At 58.1% G+C, this 20,441-nt stretch carries 17 protein-coding genes; 7 read left to right on the top strand and 10 right to left on the bottom strand.

Translation table 11 applies throughout. The features are described 5' to 3' along the window. Both VKV18_RS11990 and VKV18_RS11995 read right to left on the bottom strand, forming a co-directional pair. Nucleotides 1-672, bottom strand: a 672-nt coding sequence (locus VKV18_RS11990; protein ID WP_324204438.1) for an enolase C-terminal domain-like protein, incomplete at its 3' end; no start/stop codon positions are given. Then, nucleotides 669-2,264, bottom strand: a complete 1,596-nt coding sequence (locus tag VKV18_RS11995) for a M2 family metallopeptidase (protein ID WP_324204439.1) — start codon at nucleotides 2,262-2,264, stop codon at nucleotides 669-671. The genes VKV18_RS11995 and VKV18_RS11990, both read right to left, overlap by 4 nt. A gap of 166 nt (nucleotides 2,265-2,430) precedes the next feature. On the opposite strand from VKV18_RS11995, the gene VKV18_RS12000 reads away from it, so the two are divergent. The 4 genes from VKV18_RS12000 to VKV18_RS12015 are packed head-to-tail and all read left to right on the top strand — an operon-like array spanning nucleotide 2,431 to nucleotide 5,990. Next, a complete protein-coding gene (locus tag VKV18_RS12000; RefSeq protein WP_324204440.1) occupies nucleotides 2,431-3,888 on the top strand; it encodes a menaquinone biosynthesis decarboxylase in 1,458 nt (485 codons plus the stop codon). Between the two features lie 2 nt (nucleotides 3,889-3,890). Further along, complete coding sequence (locus tag VKV18_RS12005) at nucleotides 3,891-4,499, top strand: NUDIX hydrolase (protein WP_324204441.1); 609 nt, start codon at nucleotides 3,891-3,893, stop codon at nucleotides 4,497-4,499. Next, nucleotides 4,496-5,110: a flavin prenyltransferase UbiX gene (locus VKV18_RS12010; RefSeq protein WP_324204442.1), complete on the top strand. Its 615-nt coding sequence runs from the start codon at nucleotides 4,496-4,498 to the stop codon at nucleotides 5,108-5,110. Before VKV18_RS12005 ends, VKV18_RS12010 begins: the two co-directional genes overlap by 4 nt. 7 nt (nucleotides 5,111-5,117) lie before the next feature. Beyond that, nucleotides 5,118-5,990 carry a UbiA-like polyprenyltransferase gene (locus VKV18_RS12015; RefSeq protein ID WP_324204443.1) on the top strand — a complete coding sequence of 291 codons (873 nt, stop codon included), beginning with the start codon at nucleotides 5,118-5,120 and terminating at the stop codon, nucleotides 5,988-5,990. Nucleotides 5,991-6,006: 16 nt separating this feature from the next. On the opposite strand, the gene VKV18_RS12020 is transcribed toward VKV18_RS12015, so the two are convergent. After that, complete coding sequence (locus VKV18_RS12020; RefSeq protein WP_324204444.1) at nucleotides 6,007-6,747, bottom strand: GNAT family protein; 741 nt, start codon at nucleotides 6,745-6,747, stop codon at nucleotides 6,007-6,009. A 106-nt stretch (nucleotides 6,748-6,853) separates the two neighbouring features. On the opposite strand from VKV18_RS12020, the gene VKV18_RS12025 reads away from it, so the two are divergent. After that, complete coding sequence (locus VKV18_RS12025; protein WP_324204445.1) at nucleotides 6,854-7,096, top strand: hypothetical protein; 243 nt, start codon at nucleotides 6,854-6,856, stop codon at nucleotides 7,094-7,096. 23 nt (nucleotides 7,097-7,119) lie between these two features. On the opposite strand, the gene VKV18_RS12030 is transcribed toward VKV18_RS12025, so the two are convergent. From VKV18_RS12030 to VKV18_RS12050, 5 genes are all read right to left on the bottom strand, one after another. Next, complete coding sequence (locus VKV18_RS12030) at nucleotides 7,120-7,359, bottom strand: hypothetical protein (protein WP_324204446.1); 240 nt, start codon at nucleotides 7,357-7,359, stop codon at nucleotides 7,120-7,122. A gap of 117 nt (nucleotides 7,360-7,476) precedes the next feature. Continuing rightward, the gene (locus VKV18_RS12035; RefSeq protein ID WP_324204447.1) at nucleotides 7,477-10,674 is read right to left on the bottom strand and encodes a S41 family peptidase; all 3,198 of its coding nucleotides are present in this window, start codon (nucleotides 10,672-10,674) and stop codon (nucleotides 7,477-7,479) included. Between the two features lie 175 nt (nucleotides 10,675-10,849). Beyond that, a complete protein-coding gene (lipA, locus tag VKV18_RS12040) occupies nucleotides 10,850-11,779 on the bottom strand; it encodes a lipoyl synthase (RefSeq protein ID WP_324204448.1) in 930 nt (309 codons plus the stop codon). 71 nt (nucleotides 11,780-11,850) lie between these two features. Next, on the bottom strand, nucleotides 11,851-13,788 hold the full coding sequence (locus VKV18_RS12045; RefSeq protein WP_324204449.1) for a protein-disulfide reductase DsbD family protein: 1,938 nt from the start codon (nucleotides 13,786-13,788) through the stop codon (nucleotides 11,851-11,853). Further along, entirely contained in the window at nucleotides 13,785-14,294 is a 510-nt protein-coding gene (locus VKV18_RS12050; protein WP_324204450.1) for a protein-disulfide reductase DsbD domain-containing protein, read from the bottom strand. The genes VKV18_RS12045 and VKV18_RS12050 overlap by 4 nt, the downstream gene beginning before the upstream one ends. A 260-nt stretch (nucleotides 14,295-14,554) precedes the next feature. Between VKV18_RS12050 and VKV18_RS12055 the strand changes: the two genes are divergently transcribed. Then, nucleotides 14,555-15,328, top strand: coding sequence for a TatD family hydrolase (locus VKV18_RS12055; protein WP_324204451.1), 774 nt, complete (start codon nucleotides 14,555-14,557; stop codon nucleotides 15,326-15,328). A gap of 1,084 nt (nucleotides 15,329-16,412) precedes the next feature. Then, nucleotides 16,413-17,567, top strand: coding sequence for a thiolase family protein (locus VKV18_RS12060; protein ID WP_345786415.1), 1,155 nt, complete (start codon nucleotides 16,413-16,415; stop codon nucleotides 17,565-17,567). Between the two features lie 1,002 nt (nucleotides 17,568-18,569). On the opposite strand, the gene VKV18_RS12065 is transcribed toward VKV18_RS12060, so the two are convergent. Continuing rightward, nucleotides 18,570-19,511, bottom strand: a complete 942-nt coding sequence (locus VKV18_RS12065; RefSeq protein ID WP_324204453.1) for an NADP-dependent oxidoreductase — start codon at nucleotides 19,509-19,511, stop codon at nucleotides 18,570-18,572. A 25-nt stretch (nucleotides 19,512-19,536) separates the two neighbouring features. After that, a complete protein-coding gene (locus VKV18_RS12070; RefSeq protein ID WP_324204454.1) occupies nucleotides 19,537-20,436 on the bottom strand; it encodes a dihydrodipicolinate synthase family protein in 900 nt (299 codons plus the stop codon). Nucleotides 20,437-20,441 lie beyond the last annotated feature (5 nt).

Raw genomic sequence — 20,441 nt, forward strand, 5'->3', positions numbered from 1 at the left:
CGCGGCCACACGAGCTAAAGCATCCACATTTTCCGGTAAAACAGGCTCCTCGATGAAAAGCGGATGATAGGGACGCATGGCCTCCTCCATCTGCACGGCCATGGCCGGGCTTACCCGTCCATGAAAGTCCAGCAAAATATCCACGCCGCTCCCTACGGCTTCGCGCACCGCTTGAACACGCGCTGCGGCCTCTTCCACCAGCTGATAGTGGTCGAGCACATGCACCTTTTCAAAGGGGCAGAACTTCATGGCGGTGTACCCACGCGCAACCACCTCTTTTGCGCTCTGCGCCAACTGCTCCGGCGTTGCGCCATGCGGCCGACTATACATGCGTATCCTATCACGCACAGCTCCCCCAAGCAGCTGCCAAATCGGCGCGTTCAGCGCCTTTCCCAAAATATCCCACAAGGCCATTTCAAGGCCCGAAATGGCCGCGCAAAGGATAGGCCCACCCCGCCAAAAAGCTCCTCGATAAAGGCTCTGCCAATGATGGGTAATGCGGAAGGGGTCTTGACCGATAAGCGCATGTTCATAACTGCGGACCGCCTCGGCCACCACAAAGGCCTTATCGCCCAAGCACTCCCCCCACCCTTCCACTCCTTCATCCGTGGTGACCTTCACAAAAACCCAGCGCGGCTCCGTGAGAAAGGTGCTTATCTGCGTGATCTTCAACTTTGAATAGCCTCCTGCAACTGTTGCACAAAATAGCGAGGATTCAGGGGTTCACCCGTCGCCTTCTGAAGCCACTCTTCCCATGGCCAGAGCGCCCCCGGCGCAAAGAGCCTCTCTCGTAGGTAGGTACCTAATGCCGGTGTGAATGCACGAGCACAGCCCAGCTCCTCCAGCCGTCTCGCCACCTGCGCTGCGATAAGATGCCCTAAAAGGTAGTTATGATAGTAAACGGAGGCGGTGGCGATATGAATTTTTGCTGCCCAGTCCGGCGCGTCGCGCTCCTCAGGTCGCTTTACGCGCTGATACCGCTCTACTAAATCCCACCAAAGCGTGTTGAGATCGCCATCCGGGTTCGCATAAAGGGCCTGCTCAAAGCGATACATTACCAAGCACCAACGCATAAACACCAAAAGGCTCTGAGCCTCATAGATGCGCGCACTCTGGCCTATGGCCTCCGCCGTCTGCGCCGGCACATCGGCATAGGCCGTAAGCCACTCCGGCTGATGGGTTCTGCTCCCCGCCCACAACGCCATGGCTTCGGTGGTCATGGTGTGTGCGGGGCGTCGCAATAGGTAGGGTAGCTCCGGAGAGATATATTTATCGTAGGCGGCGTGGCCGAATTCGTGCAACATGGTGTTCATCCAGCGGGCATTGGGGCGGCAGTTGCATAACACCCGAATGTCGCCGCGCCGATCGATATCCGTACAGAAAGCGTGCTGGCATTTCCCCACGCGTTCATAGAGATCGGAACGCTCCAAAATGTCTTCAATAGGAAGCCCGATATCGGCATAAAAGCGCGCCGTAATCGCCTCCAGGTTCTTGTCGGCAAAATAGGGGTCTAAGTTCAAACCGCTAGGCTCCGGCGCTTGAAAGAAGCGATTCGCATGGTGCCACGGACGAATCGCATCGGGGCTAACACCGTAACGCTCTGCCAACTGCCCGTCGAGCGAGTCGCGATAGAGGTTCCAAAGCGGTTCGGAAATACGGGTTAGCTCCTCCATTAACGCATCGAGCCGTTGCAAATCCAGCTCCTGTAGCTCGATTCGCAAAGCGTAGTAGTTTGGATAGCCTAGCTTCTGAGCCTCTTGGTTGCGGAGTGCTGCCAGCCGGCGAACCCGATCGGCCACCACAGCGCCGACCTGTTTGCTGGCCTCCCAAGCCTCCTTGCGAAGCGCCTCATCTCGCGATTGAACCAGAATCTGATCTAACTCGTTATCACTCACCTCTTTCCCACGCAGTTGCGCCCGATAGTGGTTATAGGTATCCGCTATCTCCACTTCTAACGCCACGATCTCCTTCAGAATCTCCTCATCGCCTTGACGACTGAGATAGGCATGAAGGAGCAGCCTATGCTGACGCTTTAGAAGCGGATCGGATAGCGTCTCTACCGGCAGCTCTTTGAGATAGCGATAGGTCTCTTTATCGGCGTAGATCAGCGCCAACTCTGTGCGCAGTTTGCGTGCACGTTCCGCAGCCTCTCGGCTACCTGTTGTCTGCATCTCCCAAGAGGCTAATGCAGCCTCGCGAGAGAGAGGTTCGATGACGGCGAGGTGCCGCTCAAGAAATTGTTTAAAACTATCTTCTGCCGACATTCGGAAGTTCACCTTTTTATAAGAACAATGGAGTTTGGCCGCCCATTTATCATGTTATTTCTGCTTCAAACGCGAATTTCCCTCTAAAAAGTCCGAATAAGAGGGCAGGGTATAATTTCGATAAACGTATATAACATTGGCGACTGACATATAAGGGGGATAGAGAGTGGCCTACACCGATTTTCAAGATTTTCTTGCCTGCCTTGAAAGGATGGGCGAACTTAAACGCATCAAAGAGCCTCTCGATCCCTACCTACAGATCACCGAGGTGGCCGATCGCGTTATGCGCCAACCGGGTGGGGGCCCCGCGCTGCTCATCGAACACCCCGTCGGCAGCGATATTCCGGTGGCGATCAACGTTTTTGGCTCGCGAAAGCGTATGTCGTTGGCGCTAGGAGCCGATGATCTGGAGGATATCGCCTGCGAGATCGAAGCCCTCCTAAAAACGGAAATACCTGGCGGCAAGTTGCAGGCCATTCGAGAGCTTGCCCCCAAGCTGGGCGTGCTGGCCAAAATTCCGCCTCGCCATGCCAAAGGGCCGGGGCGCTGCCAAGAGGTCGTCATGACAGGCGATCAGGTAGACCTTTTTCGCCTCCCTATTCTGCACTGCTGGCCTCAAGATGGAGGGCGCACCATTACCCTGCCGCTGGTTTTCACCCACGACCCGCAAACAGGCCGCCGCAACGTGGGCATGTATCGCGTGCAGGTTTACGACCGCTGCACCACAGGTATGCACTGGCAGATTCACAAAGTGGGGGCAGAGCACGAAAGCGCCGCCGCCAAGCAGAACCGACCCATTCAGGTAGCTGTGGTGCTTGGAGGAGACCCGGCCCTCACCTATGCGGCCACAGCACCCCTCCCTCCTGGCCTCGATGAGCTTCTTTTTGCCGGGTTCCTCCGAAAAAAGCCGGTTACCTTAGTGCCCGCAAAAACTGTGGACCTCGAGGTGCCCGAAGATGCAGAGATCGTGATCGAGGGTTGGATAGACCCCCAAGAGAGGCGCATGGAAGGTCCTTTCGGAGACCATACCGGCTACTACTCTTTGGCCGACCTCTATCCGGTGTTTCACGTAACCGCCATTACACATCGAAGAAACCCGGTCTATCCGTGCACCATCGTCGGACGCCCCCCCAAAGAGGATGCCTGGCTGGGAAAGGCCACAGAGCGCCTTTTCTTGCCTTTACTGCGCCTCAACCTGCCGGAAATCGTTGACATCAACCTGCCTGTGGAAGGCGTATTTCATAACATAGCCCTTGTTTCCATCCGCAAACGCTATCCTGGGCACGCATTCAAGGTGATGCATGCCCTTTGGGGGCTTGGTCAGGCCATGTTCACGAAGATGATCTTCGTCTTCGATGCCGATGTTAATGTGCAAGACCTTAGCGAATGCCTTTGGAGAATCGGCAACAACATAGACCCCGAGCGCGATATGTGCCTCGTGCGCGGGCCGGTGGACGTTCTCGACCATGCCTCCCGCGCTTTAGGGTTCGGCTCGAAAATCGGGTTCGACTGCACGCGCAAGGGACCTCTGGAAGGGTTCCACCGCGAATGGCCCGATGTCATAGAGATGAACCGCGAGATAAAAGAGCAGATAGACGCGCTCTGGCCCAAATTAGGACTTTAAGTATGGAGGAGAAAAGAACCCTTTTTGAAATCGAGACCAAGTGGGGAGCACAACCGGTACGCCTCACCGCATTTTCCTGCTGTCAACTGCCCACGGACGCCCCCATCACCTCGGTACATTTTGTGGCGTTTCACGGAGGCCGTGTGCTTGTAGTCTGCGACCGGCGCGGCGTGTTTGGGTTTCCGGGCGGGCGGCTTGAACCGGAAGAGACGCTCGATCAGGCGATGCTGCGGGAAGCTTATGAGGAGGCCTGCGCCCATCTCAACCCGGATTTCGAGCTATTTGCCGGCATTCGCATCGAGTGCACGGAAAAACTACCGGGGCGAAGCTACCCCTATCCCTACACCTATGTGGCTCTCTACACAGGCACCGTGCGGGCACTCGACCCCATACGTCGAGACCCCGCCGGCATCGTGGCCTCGCGCTCGCTGTTTACCTGTGAGGACTGCGAACGTCGGCTTGTTCTGCACGACCGCATCCTCCTCTGTGAGGCTATCCGAACCATCGCACATCGTAAAGGAGGGCAACGCATCGTGCGCGCCTTTCTTGGATGCGACCCTCAACGTGCGCGTGAACTCTATCAGCGTCTGCGGGGTGGTGCCACCAAGTGAACCCAACGCTCTCCACCAAAAGGCTTGTCGTGGGAATCACCGGGGCAAGTGGCGCCATCTACGCCTATCGCTTTCTCTGTGAGGCCGTCCGCCGCTATGAGACGATCTACGTTATTCTCTCAGAGCAGGCGCGTCAGGTAATGGCTGTAGAGATGGGACTTCATTTCTCCAACGCGCAAGACTTTGCGTCGCTCTTCCCAAAAGCCTCCCCTGAAGCGCTGCAGCTGCTTACCCCTAAAGACTACTTTAGCCCACCGGCAAGCGGCTCTTTTCGCCACGATGGCATGGTCATCGTGCCCTGCTCCATGGGAACGGCAGCACGCATCGCCCACGGTATTAGCGATGACCTGCTTACCCGTGCCGCCGATGTGTGCCTTAAAGAGCGGCGCAAGCTCGTTCTGGTGCCGCGCGAAACGCCCTGGTCGCTCATTCATCTACGCACCTTTACCCAGTTGGCCGAGGCGGGCGCGGTGGTTTTGCCGGCGGCACCCGGCTTCTACCACCACCCGAAAACCGTGGAGGAGCTTGCCGACTTTGTGGTGGCGCGCATCCTCCAGCAGCTCGGCATTGAACAAGAGATCGTGCCCCAATGGCAGTTCGTGGAGGAGTAGTTACAAGATGGCCGCTCTTTTCCAACGCGCCAAGCTCTACCTTGAACTCGTAAAGTTTGAACACACCATCTTTGCGCTGCCGTTTGCGCTTATCGGCATGCTGCTGGCCGCCCACCAAACCCGGGCCGGCCTAACACCGCATACCATCCTATGGATTCTGGTCGCCATGGTGGGCGCCCGCAGCGCGGCCATGGCCTTTAATCGGCTTGTGGATGCCGACTTCGATGCCCAAAACCCGCGCACGGCCAATCGACATCTACCGAAAGGCCTGCTTTCACGCACCCAAGTCACCGTCTTTCTTCTATGCTCGGTAGGGCTTTTCGTGCTATCGGCCGCACAGCTCAACCGCCTTTGCCTTATGCTCTCCCCTGTGGCCCTTGTCTTCGCCCTCGGATACTCTTATACCAAGCGTTTTACCGCCCTCTGCCACTTTTTTCTGGGTATGGCCACCGGCATCGCCCCCATCGGCGCATGGCTGGCCGTAACCGGTTCCTTCGCATGGCCGCCTATTCTCCTATGGCTCACGGTAATGCTCTGGATTGGTGGCTTCGATATTATCTATGCCCTGCAAGACTACGACTTTGATCTTCAAGCCCCGCTTTACTCTCTGCCAAAACGCATCGGTAAGGCCGGTGCCCTCACGGTTTCCCGACTTATGCACACCATCATGATTCTGCTCTTGTTCCTGGTAGGCCGCCTCTGTCACCTACATCTCCTCTACTTTCTAGGACTGGCCTTAGTGGCCGCCCTCATCTTCTATGAACAGAGTTTGGTAAAACCAGACGACATACGTCGTGTAAATTTGGCCTTCTTCACTCTCAACGGCTGGGTAAGCGTGACCCTCTTCGGTTTCGTGCTCCTCGATGTTCTGCTGCATTAAGACCGTTTCGCCGCAACTATTCAGAGCGATATCGTATCTCCTGCCGCAACAAGGGAGCCGTCAGCAACGAAAGCCGCTCCTTCTGAACCCCATCTGCGCCGAAGTTATCGGGGCTTAACCAACGTTCATACGCCGCTTTCAGCGCCGGCCACTCCCTATCTATCACCGCGTACCAGGCCGTATCTCTATTGCGCCCCTTCACCACTCGGTCTTGCCGAAAAATGCCCTCAAACGAAAAGCCGAGGCGTTGTGCCGCTTTGCGTGAGGGTTCATTAAGGGCGTCACACTTCCATTCGTACCGCCGATACCCAAGCTCGTCAAAAACATGCTGCATCATCAAAAACATCGCCTCGGTTCCTGCAGGGCGGTTCTGCAGCAAAGGAGAATAGCAGAGATGGCCCACTTCAATGCGGCCGTGTTCCGGTTCGATTCGCGAAAAGGCAGCCACCCCTGTCGCTCGTCCAAAAGCCCTCTCTACAATGGCAAAAAAGAGCGGGTCCTCTGTATGGCTTACCTCCTCCACCCACCGCGCATAGTCCGGCAGATTCTCAAAAGGGCCGTAGGGAAGGTAAGTCCACAAAGCCCCTTGGGCATCGAGCCGGTTGGCCTCAAAAAGAGCCTCCGCGTGCCGCTGTACATGAAGCGGTTCTAGAGAACAGAATCGCCCTATCAACGACACCCGTTCGGGACGCGGGCGCGGACACCAATCGGGTACCTCTTCCCCTACCGGCTGCCCAAAACAATTCAAAATAGACATGCTTTATCTCCTCTTCTCAAAAGCAAGAAGGAACGAGCAGCCTTGGTTGCGAAATATTCACTGCGCGTTGCCGATGCGTAGGCGAAGACCCGAAAGGAGGGTTCTTATGCCTGCTGTTAATAAAGAAGCGATGATGCGAGTTCGCGCCTTGGTGAACCGGCGCTATGTGGATGCTTCGATGCTCAACATCCATGTGATCGGGGGAACCGTTCATTTTACCGGCGTTCTGAGGCACCTTCGCAACCATCCCGATATTGACCTTCACGCCGAAATGGAGCACATCACCCACATCATCCGGCAGCAGCCCGGCCTGCGCGAGGTGATATGGGACGTAACCGTGCGCGATTGAAAGAGCCAACGAAGCCGAACATCCTACACGGCTTTACCAAACAGCGCGAAGCGGCGAATTAATGGGGTGTCATCGCTGCTGAGGACATTTAATCGCGCCTCCACAACGGTTAAAGGCGCGGTAGGTTGGGTATGTTTGTGCCCAATGCCGCTTCCCATACAGAGCGTCTGCCACTCTCCCGATGCCAGTTTGCCCTCCACAAAACTGCTCCGCACCCGTTCGTCTTCGGCCCCCTGCTCTATCGTTTCAATCCCCACCAACACCGAAATGTCGGTGCCACCTTGAACGCACCGTCCAAGACGGCAGCACCTGCTATAAACTCCCTGCGACTCAACATTGTTTCCCCCTAGGCCCGCTTCCTCAGGAATCGGGCCATCGCTTTAAGAGGGCAACGGCAGCTTCGGTTTGTCCTTGAACTCGGGGCGAACCGGAGGCGATTCTTCAAGACGTTTCAATATCACCTCGATCCCTCTCTCCAGTTGAGGGTCTTTGCCCTGTGCGTAGTCTTGCGGGGTAACATCCACCTCGATGTCGGGGTCGGTACCGTAGTTTTCCACACGCCAGCCCACATCCTGAAACCAGAACGAAAACTCCGGTTGGGTGGTGATCGTGCCGTCCGCCAAAGGCATGCGTGGCCAAATGCCTATCACGCCTCCCCAGGTTCGCTTTCCGATCAGCGGCCCTAACTTCATGAGCTTGAACACATGGCTGAAAATATCGCCATCCGAGCCTGCCCATTGGTTGGTAAGCGCCACCATGGGGCCGGCAACCGAGTGTTGGGGATAAGGCTCCGGCGCCCCCCAACGCTGCAGGTCATACCCAATGCGTTTGCGGGCCAGCTTCTCGATGATGAGTTGCGACACGAACCCCCCTCGGTTAAAACGGACGTCCACAATAAGCCCGTCTCTCTCTACCTCCACCAAATAGAGCCGATGGAACTCCGCGAAGCCCCGCAAACCCATGTCGGGGATGTGCACATAGCCCACCCGCCCATCCGTGGCCTCATGAACTCGCCGGCGATTGTTCTCTACCCACTCCCGATACCGAGCCGGAAACTCGGAACGCAGTGTGCGCACGCGCACATTCCGCCGTTCGCCATCGGTATTCTGCACCGTGAGCACCACATCGCTATCGGCCCGATGCACAAGCGCCTGGTTGGGCTGAAGCTGCGCACTCAAACGCTGCCCATCTATCGCTATCAGGAGGTCGCCCTCACGAACATTCACGCCGCTCGCTCGCAAAGGAGAGTCATGCTTTGGATCGCCCGCCGTTCCTCGTATAATGTGCACGATGCGGTAGGCGTCGTGTTCGGGGTCGTAACGAAAGTCGGCTCCGAGAAACCCGATGGGATACTCCGGCCCTTTGCGGTAGTCGCCGCCGAACTCATAGGCGTGCGACGTTCCAAGCTCCCCCTGCATCTCCCAGATGAGGTCGGAAAGCTCGCCGCGCGTTCCCACCCGATCCACCAGAGGCGCATAGCGCTCCCACACCCGATCCCAATCCACTCCAGAAAGGTCTTCCGTCCAGAAGAACTCTTTCTGCAGCTGCCATGCCTCGCGCAGCATCTGGCGCCACTCCGTGGGCGGGTCTACCTCCAACTTCACGCGATTTAAGACAAGAATGCCACTCTGTCGCCCGGGTTCTGCGCCCGCCTTCTCATCTGGCTTCTCGCCCGCCTTCAGTAGCCGAAGCGATTTTTGGGTATGCACCAAAACCCGCTTCCTATCGCGTGACAGCCGAAAGCTCTTTACCCCTCCTAACAGGGTCTCCTTCTTTAGCGTTTTGAAATCGTAACACTCGAGCGAACCGGTGCGCTCTTCAGAATCGGGCAGCTCCTCGCCAACCGCCGGATAGCTGAGAAAAAGCACCTTGCCGGCAATGCCGGCTATCGTTCCGTAAATGCCTTCCGGCACGGGGAAGGGAATAACGCGCGTTTGAATGCCCTCTAGGTCTATGCGCAGCGGGGCGGGCGGCTCGGAGGAGGGTTCCCCGGTCTCTTTCGTCTCCCCCTTTTTCTCTTCAGGCTCTGCAAGTGGCTCCCAAAAAGGCGAGAGCCTATCGGCCTGTAGCGTCACCAGGTAGGGGCGCATGCCTTTCGGAAAGCTCAGCTCGAACTGAAGCGTATCCGGTATTGGCGTAAACTCCCGTGCACTGATAAAGTAGAGGAACTTGCCATCCGGGTCGAACGAGGGGTTGCTATCGGCAAGCGCGGGGTCGGTGACATCGTGAACGGTGTTCTCCTCTCTATTCCAAAGCCGAATAGCGCTACGGTAAGGGCTAATGGGCAGCCCGTAGGCCAACCACTTGCCGTCCGGTGACCAATCCATCCCGCGCACCGCCCCATAGTCGCTGCGATCGCAGCGAGTCAGCGTGCCGTCCTCCAAGTTCACACAGAGCAGTTCGTTACGATGGTTGGCAATAGCCACCACATCCTCTTTCGGGGCGACGATCATCTCATAGGGCCGACCGATATCGAGCGTATCGAAGCGCTTAACCGGCTCCAATTCGAGCGTATGATGAACCTCCAAAACCTCACGGCCCTCCACATTGGCCACCACCACCACACGCTCTCCGTCGTTAAGCCAACGGGCGAGACGCAGTCTTACCGCCCCCTTGGCGTTCTCTTGCGCCGTCACCGGCCCTTCAAAGCAGCCCAGAGTGAAGCTCTTCCCGCGCCCCGTTAAAGCCACCTGTTCCTTGCTGGGATGCGGCTCATAACTCTCCAGATAGTCCATGATCTCCACGAACTTGCGCTGGCGCTGCACCCGTGGGCTGCCGTAGGTAATGGCGATTTTCCGAGAGCGATCCTCTTTCGGATCGTACACATAGAGATCGGCCCCCGCTTGGTAGACGATTCGCTTTCCGTCGGTTTTAGGAAAGCGCACGTAAAAATCTTTATGGTCGGTATGGCGCTGTAAGTCCTCGCCGGCCACCGTGCAGGAGTAGAGATTGCCTACCCCTTCATGGTCTGAAAGAAAGTAGATGCGGTCGCCCACCCACATCGGGCAGGTGAGATTTCCGTCCAACGTCAGAAGCCGTCGAAAATTGCCGTCGCCATTGGCGTCAATCCAGATGTCTCCGGCAGTGCCGCCGCGATAGCGTTTCCATCGGGCCGGGTCGTTGTTGTTTCGTGCCAGCACCACACGCCCATCGGGCGCTAGGGAGAGGCTCACCGCATGTCCCACCGGAAACGGCTCCGGCAGGCCGCCGTCCAGGCCAACCGCCTGAACAAAACCGATGCGGTCGAAGGGGCGTCCGCTATCGGTAGCGAAGAGCACCTTCTGCCCGTCCGGCGTCCATCCCAGAACCGTGCTTGTCACGCCAAGATAGGTGAGACGTTGCAGAGGGCCGCCCTCGCTATCCATCACATAGACCTCATTGTGCCCCTCCTCACGACCGGTAAAGGCCAATTTCTTGCCGTCTGGCGAGAAGCAGGGAAAGCTCATTGCGGCGAGGTTCGCCGTCAACCGCTGTGCCGTTCCACCCTCGGTGGGGACGCACCACAGATCGTCTTCCGATACAAACACCACGCGATGGTTGTGTATGGTGGGGAAACGATAGTAGCCATGTTGTTTCATAGACATCCTTATAGTGCGGCCTTGTAGCCGCTACCTCCTCTCTAAGCTTTTGGCCCTTAGTCGCGAAACAAAAACAGCCTCTTCCCTTCCTCCACTCTCCACCGGTAAAAGAGGCGTTCCGTGTGTCTTTACAAATAATTTAACGTTTTTGGCAAATTTCCTGCTAAAGGCGCTCTTAGACCATAGCAGGCAGGGGCTTTTCAGGCGACGAAGGCTCCTCTTGGCCCACGCGAGCAAGCCGCTCGGCAAGCAGCTGCTCGGAAAAGGCCTGGGCGTTGTAGGAGGAACGCACAAACGGTGCCGAGGCCACAAACAGAAAACCCATCTCTTTTCCGATGCGCTCATACTCCGCAAACCGATCGGGATGCACATACTCCACCACCGGCAGATGGCGCGTCGTCGTTGGTCGCAGATACTGCCCGATGGTCACCGCGCTTACGCCTACCTCCCGAAGATCGCGCAGGGTTTGCACGACCTCTTCATGGGTTTCGCCTAAACCCAGCATCAACCCCGATTTGGTATGGATGGATGGATCAAGCCGTTTCACCGTGCGCAGCACTTCGAGGGTGCGCCGATACTTGGCCTGTGGCCTCACGATGGGAGAAAGGCGCTCCACCGTCTCGATATTGTGGTTGTAGATGTCGGGCTTGGCCTCTACAACCTTCCGAATGCACCACACCTTGCCCTTGAAATCGGGGGTAAGCACCTCCACAATAACGCCCGGAATAACCTCACGAAGCGCCCGAATGGTGTCGGCGAAATGGCCGGCGCCCTCATCGGGCAGATCGTCCCGTGCCACCGAGGTCACCACCACATGCTTCAACCCCATCGCCTTCGCCGTTTCAGCAAGCCGCCTCGGCTCTTCCGCATCTACCTGCAGAGGTCGGCCTACTTTAATGGCACAAAAACCACAGTTGCGCGTGCAAATGTCGCCAAGGATCATGAAGGTGGCGGTTTTCTTCGACCAACACTCGCCCAAGTTAGGGCAGCGGGCGCTCTCACAAACCGTGTGGAGGCGGCTTTCGCGCATCATTCGCTCCACCAACGCCACCGTCTCCGGGCTGGGCACCCGCTTCTTCAACCACTCCGGCAATCTAGAGTTCATTCCCCCTACTCCAAGCTCCCGCAAGCTTTAGAAATTGTACCTCACCACGACGAACTATGCCTTGCAGCCGCTTAACTATCGTGGGCCTCCAAGAACCGCAAGAAAACCTGAGGAGGCCTTCTATCCTGCAAAACGGCGCGCACCTGGCCGTCTGGGCCTACGACAACATAGGTCGGCAGGGTCGCAACACCGGCAAGCTTCTGAAGCAGTTGGGCGTTCTGATGGTCTTCGGGCCTGTCCCGATCCGTGTAAAGCTCCACGAGAACGAACTTCCGCAGTTCGGCAGCCACCTCCGGGCGGGGAAACACATTCTGCTCCATATCCCTGCAGTTTGTGCAGTTGACGCCGGTGAAGTTGATGAACACGGGGCGATTTTCTTGCTTGGCGAGGGCCAGCGCCTGGGCATAGCTATGTAACCAGGTTAGCCCCCCGCTCGCCGTTTCCGCCTGTCCCGGATAGGGGTCGGGAGGTAAAAAGGCGGCCAGCGTACCCAGCGGAGCGTGATTGATTCCGGCGTAGAGGTAGATACAGGCCACCAGGGTGAGCAAACCGAAGCCGCGTCGAACCTTGCCCACCGTGGCGGTGGTATCGTGGGGAAGAAGCAACCACCCCATCAGATAGCAGCCGGCAATCAGCGCGATGGCTGCCCAAATCGCCAAGAAAACGGGGCGGGTCAGCCACCCCAAACTCCATACGAGGTCGGCATTCGATAGAAACTTCACGGCAGCAGCCAACTCCACAAAGCCCAAATAGGCTTTTACGGTGGTAAGCCACGAGCCGGAATGCGGCAACCTGGCGATGTACTGCGGGAAAAGAGCCAGCAGAAAGAAGGGCAGAGCAAAGGCCACGCTAAACCCCAACATCCCCACAACAGGATAGAACAGGTCGCCCTCGGCAGCGGCGGCCAACAACGTGCCGACAAAAGCCACCGTACAGGTAAACGTGGTGAGCGTGAAGGTAAGCCCCATGAAAAAGGGCCCCAGCACCCCCGTTTTTTGGGTGCCCGCAGCAAAGCGGTTGGCCAAACCTGCCGGCAACGCAATCTCAAACCCACCCATGAGATTGATGCCGAGCACAATGAACAGAACGGCCAAACCAAGGTTTACAAAAGGATTGTTGGCAATGGCGCGAATGCCTGTGGCCTTAAAAAGCACCGCCGCCGCAATTCCCAAAAACGTAAACGTCGCCACAATGCCAAAACAGTAGGCCAGGGCATCGCGAATGCCCTCTCGTGCATTCCGTTGACGCCGTTTGGAGAAGAAGCTTACAGTGATAGGCACCATGGGGAAAACGCAAGGGGTAAGCAGCGCCAAGAACCCGGCCCCTATCGAAAGCAGCAAGAAACTCAACAGACCTCGATGCTCTGCTAAAGCGATAGAGCGGCGGGTGGAATCGCTGATCGGCTGCGACGTGGCCGCCCGCCCCGTCGTATTCGCCGATGGAGAGTTGCCTGTTACAGCGCCCGCCGGCTGCGGCGGCACGGAAGCGATTGGCTGTAGATGGTCGGGACGTGGGGGGCCTGCAGCCACGTGAAAGCTGATTGGCACAGACACCGTGGTGGGGATAAGACAGTTTCTATCGGTGCAGAGCTGATAGTGCACCTCGACAACGGCTTTCTGCGCCCCCGCTATTCCCGAACGCAGCCTCACCGGTATGCCGAAAGCAACCGCCCCCTCATACTCTTGGTCGGTCATCTGAAATCCGGGGTCAAAAACCGACCGGTAGGGGGGTTGCACCGCCTTTCCTACAAAAGCGAACGGGCCTCCGGCAGGCACCGTGATAGTCGTTCGCACCGGCCCTCCCTCCGGCTGGGTAAGCGAGTAGAGATGATAGCCGGGGTCTATTTTGGCGGTCAACACGATCTCGGCGCCCTCACCGGCCCGTACATCCGGCGGAACAAGGGTCGCTTGAAAGGCGATATGCGCCGGCCCCCCAAGCTGCCCGAAGGCCGGCACGACAACGCTCACCAGAAGCCCAATAAAGGTTAACCTTCTAAAAAGACGCCTCATTTGCGTCCCCTTCCGTGTTCCGGCACTTTCAAAGAGACTTTCGTCGCCCCCACCACGATCTTGGTCTTGGTTTGCAACTCCGTCGGCGGATAGCAGTTGCGTTCGTTGCAGCCCTGATACCGCAAAACGATCGGCAGAAGAAACGTGCCGGGCCGGTCGGCCTTTAACTTGGCCTCAATGGTAATAGTGCCCTCGTAGACCGGTATCTTCTGACCGGAAAACAGAATGGTCTTTGCCGGCGGATAGAGGATTTTCTCCACGTGGAGGCTCGGCGCCGTTTTCACCGTGAGAACGGTGGGAATGAAATTCGGTGCCGGAGGGTTGGCCTGAATATGATAGGGCGGGGCGATGATGACCTGGACTTTCAAGCGGAAGGTCTGGTGAACGGCCACGGTTTTAGGGGCTTGCACCGACACCTTCACGAATTGCGGCGGTGCCAACTGGGCTTTTGCATAAAGAGCTATGCCTAAAACCAACCCGATGATAATTCCAAAACGTGCTCGCATCTCTCCTCCCCTTTTCCAAAATTGCCGATCACTTCCCTTACGCCCATAGCCCTCTTTCAGGTTCCAGTCCACAGCCGCCGATCTTATGCAGGGCGGGGTAACCCCACCCCTACAAGGGTTTCTCTCCAGGTGCCTTGCTGTTGGTTCGTTTGGTTAAGCACCCAGCGAAGGGTTCTGTCCGTGTGGGCAGTATAGCAAATGTTAAGGGAGGGAAGCGGTCTCAATGGCAAAAGGGCGCGGAACGAAGTAGAATAGTCTCCATGTTCATTGACACGCACTGCCATCTCAACCATGAGCGACTTCGGAACGACCTTGCCGAATGTCTGGAGCGGGCCATCGCAGCCGACGTTCGCAAGATGATCGTGGTGGGCTACGATGCGCCTAGCAGCGAGGAGGCCTTCAGGCTGAGCCTTGCCCACGCCGGCACCCTCTACGCCGCCATCGGCATCCATCCCCACGACGCAGCCACATGGAACGATGCCATAGCCGCCCGATTCCGCACGTTGGCCTGTACGGATGCAGTCGTCGCCATTGGAGAGATAGGCCTGGATTTCTACCGCGATCTCTCGCCACGCGAACAGCAGTACCGTGCCTTTCAAGCGCAGCTGCGGCTGGCCGAGGAGCTAAACCTGCCCGTCATCATCCATTGCCGAGAGGCCTACGAAGAGACCTTGGCCTTGCTCGCCTCCCACCCTCTGCCCGGCGTTATGCACTGCTGGGGCGGCACGCCGGAACAGGCACGGTGGGCCGCAAGTCTGGGGCTTGCGCTCGGTTTTGGAGGCACGCTCACTTTCTCATCAGCACACAACGTGCGCGATTCGGCCACCTGTGTCGCCCTAGAGCACCTCCTTTTAGAGACCGACGCCCCCTACCTCGCGCCTGTGCCCTATCGGGGCAAGCGCAACGAGCCTGCCTTCACGCGCATTGTGGCCGAAAAGCTCGCCGCGTTGCGCGGCCTCGATCTTGAACAGGTCGCCTCCATAACCACCCAAAACGCCTACCGTCTCTTCCCAAAGTTGGCCTCCTCTCCTTAGCCCCTTCGCCCAACGCTTTTGAACCATTTGCAGGAGGCCGCTTGAAACGTATACACAAACAGACTAGACAGACGTCTGTCCTTTCGAGCCGAAGACACCTGTCATTTCGAGCCGAAGTCGAGATAAACAACTGTCATTTCGAGCCGAAGGCGAGAAATCTTAAGTTCCCATTCCCACCGGTTCTGAGAGGTGGGGGTAGGGCTGCAGGGACTGCCAATCTCGCGGTTCTAGAGGCAGTTAACAAAGCAAGGCGACTGTGCTCGCCCCCTATCCCATCCTTTCGTCTTGCAGACAGCAATGCAGCGGCCAGCAAGATAGGCGATGAAGAGAATGATTTAGGCCGCTGAGGGAAAGGACGTCGGCCTATAGGAGGAAGACGTCGGCCTTGAAGAGCCGGCGATACGACTGTCCTTTCGAGCCGAAGACGAGATCAACACCTGTCATTTCGAGCCGAAGGCGAGAAATCTTAAGTTTCCATTCCCACCGGTTCTGAGAGGTGGGGGTAGGGCTGCAGGGACTGCCAATCTCGCGGTTCTAGAGGCAGTTAACAATGCAAGCCTGCCTTGTTCGCCCCCTATCCCGTCCTTTCCCCCGATTCGGGAGGTGCTAGCGCACGGCGATGCAGCGGCCAGAGAAAGAGACGATTACGGAAACTAGGCTGGCCGCTGAGTTGCCCACCGCGAGGTGCCCCTCTCCCTGATAGGAGGAGGGGAGTGGGGGTGGGGGGCTACAAAATGCTGACGCCAAAGCCCCCCTCTCATCCCCCCGCACGCGGGGGGAAGCTGGCCTTCCCTCCCCGTGTACGGGGAGGGAAAGGGCGCCCTACCCCAGAAAATCGCAAGATTTTCTGGAGACCCCTGTGTTGGCTTCGAACGAGAAGGCGCAGTGCGCCGCACCGTCGGCGATGCCGATAGGAACGGTGCGTTGGATGCGTATAGGGAAGTAGACATCAAAAAAACATCAGCGAAGAAAGGAGGAGTGGACAAGGGAATAGATCGGCTTAGGCGGTTTTTCGTCGCCCCAAAAGGTGACGAGGCAGTTCCCTATGTCGCCTGGTGACGACCGTCCCCTTGTCTCAGTTCTTATGGAATCTGTTGTTATTGTAAGCGCGGTAAGAACGCCTATTGGGAAAGCGGGCAAAGGCGCCCTCCGCGAGACGCGCCCCGACGATCTGGCAGCCATTGTGTTGGAGGCGGCCCTACGCCGGGCAGGCATCGCCCCTCATACGGTAGACGACATTATTTTAGGTTGCGCCTCTCCCGAAGCCGAGCAGGGTTTGAACGTCGCGCGCATTGCAGCGCTTCGTGCCGGCCTGCCGGAGGAGATACCCGGACTGACCATCAACCGCTTTTGCGCCTCCGGGCTGGAGGCCATCGCCTTGGCAGCGGCCAAAATCGCCACCGGCCAGGCCGAAACCGTGATAGCCGGCGGCACCGAGTCGATGAGCCTGGTTCCGTTTATGGGACCTTCTTTACGTCCCAACCCTGTGTTGGCTCAAAAACGCCCCGACATCTACCTCGGTATGGGGCCTTCGGTGGAACAGCTGGTCAAAGAGTTCGCCATCACCCGAGAGGAGGCCGACCGGTTTGCGCTGAGCAGCCATCAGAAAGCCATTGCGGCCCAGGACAAGGGGCTTTTTGATGCCGAGATCGAGCCGGTTCCCATCACCGACAAGGCGGGCGAGACTCTTCTTTTTCAAAAAGATGAGGGGCCTCGGCGCGACACCTCCCTCGAAGCCTTGGCGGCGCTGAAGCCGGCCTTTACCCCCGATGGCATCCTCACCGCCGGCAACAGCTCCCAACGCAGCGACGGCGCCGCCGCTTTGGTGCTCACCAGCGAAGCGCGTGCCAACAAGCTCCATCTAAAGCCGCTCGGGCGCTTTGTTGGGTACACCACGGTGGCCGTAAGCCCCGTTCAGTTTGGCATTGCGCCCGCCTACGCCATCCCGAAACTGCTGCAACGACACGGCATCAGCCTCGAGCAGATCGATCTCATCGAGTTCAACGAGGCGTTTGCCGCCCAGGTGTTGGCGGCCAATAAACTCTATCCGCTCCCCATGGAGCGCGTCAACGTGAACGGGGGCGCGGTCGCCCTAGGCCATCCCCTTGGCGCTACCGGTGCTCGTCAGACGGTAACCCTGCTCTATGAGGGCGCCCGGCGCAAGGCGCGCTATGGTTTGGTTACCATGTGCGCCGCGCTCGGTATGGGCGCCGCCGGGCTTTTTGAGGTCTACGCTTAACCGTCAACTACCGCCCCGTGAACGAGGTGGCTTGTCCCTAACTCAACGCGATCGCTTCCTGCCGGAACATGAGGGCGACTGGCCGTTCGCCCTGTTCCCTCTCGCTTCGCTTCGAGGTGGCAATATCTCCCACTTCAAGGCCGATACAGGGGTCCCCAGAAAATCTTGCGATTTTCTGGAACAGGGCGCCCTTCCCCTCAGAGCTGATGAGAATTGAAATACAAGATTTCTCGCCTTCGGCTCGAAATGACAGTTGTTTATCTCGTCTTAGGCTCGAAATGACAGTCGTATCGTCGGCTCTTCAAACCCCCACCCCCACTCCCCTCCCCCCATCAGGGAGAGGGGCACCTCGCGGTGGGCGTCCTCGCGGACGGCGCCTTTGCGGCCTGTGTCGTTCCCTTAATCGCCTCTTTCTCTAGCCGCTACATCGCCGTGCGCTAGCACCTCCCGAATCGGGGGAAAGGATGGGATAGGGGGCGAGCAAGGCAGGCTTGCTCTACAAACTACCTCTAGAACCGTGAAGCCGGCACTCTACAACCCCACCCCCACCTCCTCAAAGCTTGGGGGACAGTGAAACTCAAGATTTCTCGCCTTCGGCTCGAAAGGACAGTTGTTCATCTCGCCTTCGGCTCGAAATGACAGTTGTTCATCTCGCCTTCGGCTTGAAAGGACAGGCGTCTATCTCACGAGAAATGAAAGTCGCCTATCCAACGGCTCTTCAACGCCGACGCCCTTCCCCTCATTCGGGATGACATCAACCTCGCTTCGGGATGTCATTGCCCGTTAGGGTTTCGATGGCGAGTGCCTTCTGTTACTCAAAGGCAAGGCGAACCGGCTAACCCAGAGAGGAGTGCGGGGGCGCAAGGTTTTCAGACGGCAGGCAAGCGGATTGCAAGCGTTTTGGGTTCGGAGTCAGCGTGTACGCGCTTGCCTGCCTAATACGGTTCTGGCTTCTCCCGCTCGGCTAAAGCCGGACAGTCCCCGCGAGACGTTCTTTATAGTCTAGGGAACGTGCATCACGACCTTACCGCGCGTATGCCGCGTGGCCACCTGTGCCAGCGCCTCGCCGGCTTGCTCCAGGGCGTAGCGTTTGGCAATGATGGGGCGCAGTTTGCCCGCAGCGATCAGTTCATTCAGGTGCTGTAATTGCGCCCTATCCGGTCGTACCAGCACGTACACATAGCGCACGCCTCGTTTCTCCGCCTCTTTGGCCACATCGGGGTTGGCGCTACCTCCCACAATGGAGACCAGGCAGCCGCCGGGCTTCAGCGTCTGCAAAGAGCGCATCAACGTCTCTCCGCCCACCATATCGAACACCACATCCACCTCTTTGGCCACCTGTTCGAAGGGGGTGCTGGTGTAGTCAATGGGGGCATCCACCCCCAGCTCCTTCAAGAAGGGGATATTGCCGGTGGAGGCCGTGCCGTAGACATAGGCCCCGTGCGCCTTGGCCAGCTGAACGGCCATAGTTCCGACCCCGCCGGCCGCCGCGTGAATCAACACCTTCTGTCCCGCTTTCAGCTGCGCGGCCTCGAAGAGCGATTGCCAAGCCGTTAGCGCCACAATAGGCAGCGAGGCCGCCTCTTCAAATGAGAGGTTTGGTGGCTTTGGGGCCACAATGGCGGCAGGAACGGCCAAATACTCTGCAAAGGCGCCAAGCCGTTGTAAAGGCGAGTAGCTATAGACCTCCTCACCGGGCTTCACGTCCTTCACATCGCTGCCCACCGCCTCCACCACGCCGGCAAAATCGGCCCCAGGTATAAGAGGCAGTTTCAGGTTTAGCCAGCTTTGCGCCGCCCCCGTGCAGATGTAGGTATCCACGGGGTTTACGCTCGTTGCCTGAACCCGCACCAGCACCTCATCCGCGGCTATTTGCGGCTTGGGCACCTCCTCATAGCGCAGCGTGGGTGGGTTCGTGAAGGTTGGAACCACAATCGCTTTCATGCCATACACCTCCTTTGAGATAGGTTTATGCCGGCAGAAAACCGGCCTCGCGCAACTCGCCCAGCAACGCCTCCTCTTGAGAGGGTGTAAGGTCTACCAAAGGCGGGCGCACGCTGAGGCGCGGCAACCCACGATGGGCCAAAACGCTTTTGCTGGTTGCCATGGGCGGGTAGCGATGCAATATATCCAGCAGGGCGTCAATGCGCCTCTGAGCCGAGTCCAGCCCGGCCTCATCGCCCCGTTCCCAAGCCGTTCTCGCGGCAACGATGACTTCGGGGAAGCAGTTTGCCGCACCCGAAATGCCGCCCGCCGACTTATGGCGCAAGGAACGCGCCAACAGCCGGTCGCTCCCTGTGAAGATGCGCAGATGGGCGTAGTGCTCAATAAAATGGCGGGAGCTTTCCCAATCTCCGGTGCTGTCCTTTACCCCCGAAAGGTTCGGGTAGTCCGAGAGAAGAGCCATCAGTTCATCCGTAATGCGGACGGCCGAATATTGCGGAATGTTGTAGAGCAGCAAGGGGATATCCACATGTTCGAGCAGCGGGCGAAAGTAGGCCGCGACGCCCTCATCGGTTGGATTTTTGAAGAAGAAGGGCGGCAGCACCAAAACCGCATCGGCCCCCACCTCGGCGGCATGAAGGGTGAGATCGAGCGCGTCGGTCACCGCAGAGGCTCCGGTTCCGGCCACCACCAGCAGATCGCCACGGTGCGCCATTACGGTCTCAAGCAGCTGCTTGCGCTCGGCAACCGAAAGCGAGGTGCCCTCGCCGTTCGTTCCCGCCACAATCACCCCATCTATACCGGCCGCTCTCTGAAAATCGAGCAGCGTGGGCATATATTCCAGCGCTAAGCGCCCGTCCGGATGAAAAGGTGTGTTGATGGCGGTGAGGATTCCGCGCAGTTTTCCGGCTTGTGGGTGAGGCATAAACG

Origin of the sequence: Chthonomonas sp. (assembly GCF_035294505.1) — a bacterium.
In the GTDB taxonomy this organism is placed as follows: Bacteria; Armatimonadota; Chthonomonadetes; order Chthonomonadales; family Chthonomonadaceae; genus Chthonomonas.

Coding starts and splice junctions, on each gene's coding strand:
- VKV18_RS11995 (WP_324204439.1), bottom strand. CDS start 2,264: ATGTCGGCAGAAGATAGTTTTAAACAATTTCTTGAGCGGCACCTCGCC.
- VKV18_RS12005 (WP_324204441.1), top strand. CDS start 3,891: ATGGAGGAGAAAAGAACCCTTTTTGAAATCGAGACCAAGTGGGGAGCA.
- VKV18_RS12015 (WP_324204443.1), top strand. CDS start 5,118: ATGGCCGCTCTTTTCCAACGCGCCAAGCTCTACCTTGAACTCGTAAAG.
- VKV18_RS12020 (WP_324204444.1), bottom strand. CDS start 6,747: ATGTCTATTTTGAATTGTTTTGGGCAGCCGGTAGGGGAAGAGGTACCC.
- VKV18_RS12025 (WP_324204445.1), top strand. CDS start 6,854: ATGCCTGCTGTTAATAAAGAAGCGATGATGCGAGTTCGCGCCTTGGTG.
- VKV18_RS12035 (WP_324204447.1), bottom strand. CDS start 10,674: ATGAAACAACATGGCTACTATCGTTTCCCCACCATACACAACCATCGC.
- lipA (WP_324204448.1), bottom strand. CDS start 11,779: ATGAACTCTAGATTGCCGGAGTGGTTGAAGAAGCGGGTGCCCAGCCCG.
- VKV18_RS12045 (WP_324204449.1), bottom strand. CDS start 13,788: ATGAGGCGTCTTTTTAGAAGGTTAACCTTTATTGGGCTTCTGGTGAGC.
- VKV18_RS12050 (WP_324204450.1), bottom strand. CDS start 14,294: ATGCGAGCACGTTTTGGAATTATCATCGGGTTGGTTTTAGGCATAGCT.
- VKV18_RS12055 (WP_324204451.1), top strand. CDS start 14,555: ATGTTCATTGACACGCACTGCCATCTCAACCATGAGCGACTTCGGAAC.
- VKV18_RS12060 (WP_345786415.1), top strand. CDS start 16,413: ATGGAATCTGTTGTTATTGTAAGCGCGGTAAGAACGCCTATTGGGAAA.
- VKV18_RS12065 (WP_324204453.1), bottom strand. CDS start 19,511: ATGAAAGCGATTGTGGTTCCAACCTTCACGAACCCACCCACGCTGCGC.
- VKV18_RS12070 (WP_324204454.1), bottom strand. CDS start 20,436: ATGCCTCACCCACAAGCCGGAAAACTGCGCGGAATCCTCACCGCCATC.